The organism is Leisingera sp. McT4-56, assembly GCF_020514995.1.
GTDB lineage: Bacteria > Pseudomonadota > Alphaproteobacteria > Rhodobacterales > Rhodobacteraceae > Leisingera > Leisingera aquaemixtae_A.
Genome location: NZ_JAJALF010000051.1, coordinates 1 through 3,965, shown reverse-complemented (window position 1 = coordinate 3,965; position 3,965 = coordinate 1). Strand labels below are relative to the sequence as shown.

At 61.2% G+C, this 3,965-nt stretch carries 5 protein-coding genes; 4 read left to right on the top strand and 1 reads right to left on the bottom strand.

Features of this window, described 5'->3' with window-relative positions:
• Positions 1-222: 222 nt before the first annotated feature.
• The gene (locus LHL23_RS23275; RefSeq protein WP_226431738.1) at positions 223-669 is read left to right on the top strand and encodes a universal stress protein; all 447 of its coding nucleotides are present in this window, start codon (positions 223-225) and stop codon (positions 667-669) included.
• Between the two features lie 93 nt (positions 670-762).
• Here the strand turns inward: LHL23_RS23275 and LHL23_RS23270 are convergent, their stop codons facing one another.
• Complete coding sequence (locus LHL23_RS23270; protein WP_226431737.1) at positions 763-1,002, bottom strand: hypothetical protein; 240 nt, start codon at positions 1,000-1,002, stop codon at positions 763-765.
• A gap of 846 nt (positions 1,003-1,848) precedes the next feature.
• On the opposite strand from LHL23_RS23270, the gene LHL23_RS23265 reads away from it, so the two are divergent.
• Genes LHL23_RS23265 through LHL23_RS23255 form a run of 3 tightly spaced genes read left to right on the top strand, consistent with a single transcriptional unit; the run spans position 1,849 to position 3,811 of the window.
• Complete coding sequence (locus LHL23_RS23265; protein WP_226431736.1) at positions 1,849-2,781, top strand: DnaJ C-terminal domain-containing protein; 933 nt, start codon at positions 1,849-1,851, stop codon at positions 2,779-2,781.
• Positions 2,782-2,785: 4 nt separating this feature from the next.
• Positions 2,786-3,085 (top strand): chaperone modulator CbpM, encoded by a 300-nt coding sequence (locus tag LHL23_RS23260; RefSeq protein ID WP_226431735.1) that lies wholly within the window; start codon positions 2,786-2,788, stop codon positions 3,083-3,085.
• A 33-nt stretch (positions 3,086-3,118) separates the two neighbouring features.
• Entirely contained in the window at positions 3,119-3,811 is a 693-nt protein-coding gene (locus LHL23_RS23255) for a DUF5765 domain-containing protein (RefSeq protein ID WP_226431734.1), read from the top strand.
• Positions 3,812-3,965 lie beyond the last annotated feature (154 nt).

Sequence of the window (3,965 nt, the reverse complement as noted above, 5' to 3'; positions counted from 1 at the left end):
ACGAGGATCAGTATGTTGCCATGGCACTGCCAAGCGGCCAGCCGATGATGGTCCCGCGGGCCCTGGGCAATCTGATCGTCTACCTGCAATCGGTGCAAACCCAGGGGGCGGGCACGGAATGATCACCGTGCGTTTGCTGCATCTGGCAATCCGAATTCCATTCCCGCGGAGGAATGACTCCGCTTCGACGGATCAGCCGTTTACCGTTCATAGGAGGTGAAAATGTTTCAAAGAATTGTTGTTGGGCTGGATGGCTCTGAAGCGTCGGAAAACGCACTGCGAGTGGCATGTGATCTGGCTCAGAAGTATGGGTCAGACGTTCACCTCGTGCACACGCCGCAACCTCAAACGGTTGCATTCGCACTGGGGGCAGTTGCGGGCTATCATGCGGCCACAACAATGCCATCCGCGGAGGACGTGCGGACCGCCGGAGAAAAGATCCTCAATGCGGGGCGCTCTGTTGCAGAATCCTGCAATCAAGCCATTGCTGAAACACATCTGGAAACCGGTGATCCCGCTGATAGTATCATCAGTTGCGCAAAGGCCTGCGGAGCTGATCTGATCGTCACCGGCCGCCGCGGATTGGGCTCGCTTGGAGCCCTCGTGCAGGGAAGCACAACCCAGCGTGTCAATCATAAGGCCGAATGCGCCTGTCTTTCGGTGATTTAGAGTTTTCCGGCTGAATGCCAGGGATTTAACATGCAAAGCCGCCCTCCGCTTCCTTGCATGGTCCCTGCTCCTTTTTTGCAGATTGCGTGTCCTTTATGCTTCCTTGATTGCCGCCTCAACAACACTCCGCGCATCTGCTCGCAATACCGGATCATCACTCGTCAAAAGGTCAAGTTCTCGGCGTACAACAGCAAGTGCGGCCCGCAATTTCTCGATCTCATCGGCGGCTTCGCCTGTAAGATGAGGATCGTCCAGCGGCGAGCCACCAGCCACGTTGGTAAGAAGCGAGCGGTTTCTTAGCAATTCGACAATATCAGGTTTCGGTTCAGTCATCCTTCTCACTCCTTACATGGACCGTCACAAGAACGTAGGCAGAGCAAGATTACGCAAATGGGACAGTTACTCCAGACGCAGGCATCAAGTTATGATTTTCCTCAAGCTGTGCATTTCGCTCCCGCAAAGTGGGCGCCTCCGCCTCACACCAGCAGACAATTAGAGCATTGTGCTCGAGATCCCATATCAGTGCCCGTGGGCGCCTGATCGATGAAACCATCCCGTTCGAAGCGTTGTAGTACTGATCCCCAACTCAACAGAACTCCGGTGCCTGTCCCAAATTTTCAAGGGTGGGATAGACCGGCCTGCAGGCATGAGGTAGCCCCCTCGGCAGGTCGCTCGCTGATGCCATTAGCCAGTTCCCATATTTGGATGCCACGTCGTTAGTCGCAGCCATCGTTCCAACCGCCTTGAACCGCATTGCTTTTGCCGGAGGCTGATTTCAGTTTGCTAGGCGGCAATGTCCTCGAGTTCCAGAGCGGCGTAAAAAACGGCCTTTGCTTCTGGCGGCGGAGTGTTCCCGATAGGCTCAAGCAGACGGCGGTTGTTGACCATGGTGTAATTGTGGTGCGTGTCGCTCTAGCCGGCATAATCTGATGACGAGGCGGTTGCCCAGATAGGATGGAAGAACGGACTCACGATGAGCGCCGGACCTAGGCATCGAACGGAGAACGACCAAGGGGCGCGTGTTCGATCGCACCGTCCAGGACAAGCTGACAACAAACACAGCCCTCTGCCGTTATTGCAACGGACCCCGCCGAAGAGAGGACGGCATGATCCCGATCAATCCGCATCCCCGCCTGGCGTGTCACACTGTTGCGGCAATAGTTCAGGGAAAGCTGCGCCATGAAGTACAGGGACTATTACAAGATCCTCGGCATTGCTCCGACAGCAGAGGCGGAAGAGATCAAGCGGGCCTATCGCAAGCTTGCGCGTAAGTACCACCCGGATATCAATGCCACGGCAGAGGCCGAGGCGAAGTTCAAGGATGTGAACGAAGCTTATGAGGTGCTGAAAGACCCGGAACGCCGCGCGGCCTACGACCAGCTGGGCAAACCGGAAACCGGCGCGCAGGACGGCTTCCGGCCGCCGCCGGGATGGGAAGGCGGATTTGAGTTCACCGGCGGCAGCCCCGGAGACGCAGAGGTGTTCAGCGATTTCTTTGAAACCTTGTTCCGGCGCCAAGGGCAGCCCTTTGGCGCGGCAGCGGGCACCCGGAGCGCCGACCAGCACGCGCGCCTTCAGCTCGACATCGCGGACGCCTACAGCGGTGCCACGCGTGTCCTGACCCTTAGGATGCCGCAGGTCGGGACGGATGGCTCCGTCCAGCTGCAGGAGCGCAGCATCACTGTGCAGGTTCCCAAGGGGATCACTGAGGGGCAGCACATCCGGCTGGCTGGGCAGGGGATGGCGCCGCCCGGTGGCGGCCTGCCGGGGGATCTGTTCCTGGAAGTCAGCTTTGCCCCCCACCCTGTCTACCGGGCGGTTGGCCGGGATCTGTATCTCGACCTGCCGGTCGCCCCCTGGGAAGCGGCTTTGGGCGGCAAGATTATGATGCCGACACCGGATGGCAAGGTCGCGCTGACCATCCCGGCCAATGCCCGCAGCGGCCAGAAGCTGCGCCTGAAGGGAAAGGGGCTGCCGGGAACCCCCGCCGGAGACATCTTCGCAACGCTCAGGATCGTGAACCCCAAGGTGACGACAGAGGAGGCGCGCCGGGTCTTTGAGCGGATGGCCCGGGAGGTGCCATTCAACCCGCGCGCCGGTATCGGAGGATAGACGTATGAAACCTGCAAAGGCCAAGAGCACCGTCATCGTCAGCCTGACCCTGGAGGAGCTGTGCCGGTTCTGCCACGCTGACAGGAACTGGGTTATCGAACTGGTGGAGCACGGGGTTCTGGAGCCCGAAGGAGCCTCAATCCAGAACTGGCGGTTCCATAGCATCAGCATTGCCCGCGCCAAGAAGGCGCGGCGCCTGAACCGGGATCTGGGGGTCAATGCCGCCGGGATTGCGCTGGTGCTGGACCTGCTGGCGGAACGGGACGAGATGCTGCGGCGGCTGGCGTCGTTCGAAGACGTCTAGCGGATGTGCTGGAGCGCAGAAGCCTCTGCCGGGATGGCAGTTGCGGGAATGGCCGCAGCGGTGGTCTGCCGGCGCCAGGGCCAGCCCTTGGCCGTCTGGGGAGTGCTTGGCTATTTCACGGCCATGGAGGTCCTGCAGCTGGCCGGATACCTGACGGCCGATGACTGCAGTGCAGCGGCGAACAAGGGGGTCACGCTGTTGTCTTATCTGCACATCGCCTTTCAGCCCGTCCTGATCAACGCCTTTGCGCTGGAGCTGGTGCCGGCCGCCGTTCGGGCGCGCTGCAGGCGGTGGGTGCTGGGCCTCAGCTTCGGGGCGGCGGGGGTCATGCTGCTGCAGCTTCTGCCGGTGCCTGCACTGGGCAGCTGTGCGGCTGGGGCGCCGCTGTGCGCCGAGGTTCTGTGCACCGTATCGGGGACTTGGCATATCGCCTGGAATGTGCCCTACAACGGCCTGCTGGTGCCGCTGGACACTGCGCTGGGGCTGCAGTCCGGCTTTCCGGCCTATATGGCGGCGGTGTTCCTGCTGCCGCTGGCCTATGGGGCGTGGCGGTTTGTGATGATGCACTTTTTTACCGGTCCAGTGCTGGCCTGGACGCTGACCAGCAACCCGAACGAGATGCCCGCTGTCTGGTGCCTGTTTTCAATCGTAATCCTGTGCATCGGCCTCAGCCCCTGGATGCGCGAAGCCTTCACCGCCAGGAGCTGGTGGGGGCTGCGGGTGTAGCGGCGGCGGCGGCCCCCCCGGGTGATCAGGATCAACCCGGGAGCCGCGGGTTTGAGGTATGCTGAACCACGGGAGTCGCAAGATGCGTGCCATGGTGTTCCGCAAAGCAGGTGAGCCGCTCCGGCTGGAGCACATTGCCCGGCCGGACCCGGGG

Bases quoted from the DNA above. Each gene is read 5' to 3' on its own strand.
- LHL23_RS23275 (WP_226431738.1), top strand. From the start codon at position 223: ATGTTTCAAAGAATTGTTGTTGGGCTGGATGGCTCTGAAGCGTCGGAA.
- LHL23_RS23270 (WP_226431737.1), bottom strand. From the start codon at position 1,002: ATGACTGAACCGAAACCTGATATTGTCGAATTGCTAAGAAACCGCTCG.
- LHL23_RS23265 (WP_226431736.1), top strand. From the start codon at position 1,849: ATGAAGTACAGGGACTATTACAAGATCCTCGGCATTGCTCCGACAGCA.
- LHL23_RS23260 (WP_226431735.1), top strand. From the start codon at position 2,786: ATGAAACCTGCAAAGGCCAAGAGCACCGTCATCGTCAGCCTGACCCTG.
- LHL23_RS23255 (WP_226431734.1), top strand. From the start codon at position 3,119: ATGGCAGTTGCGGGAATGGCCGCAGCGGTGGTCTGCCGGCGCCAGGGC.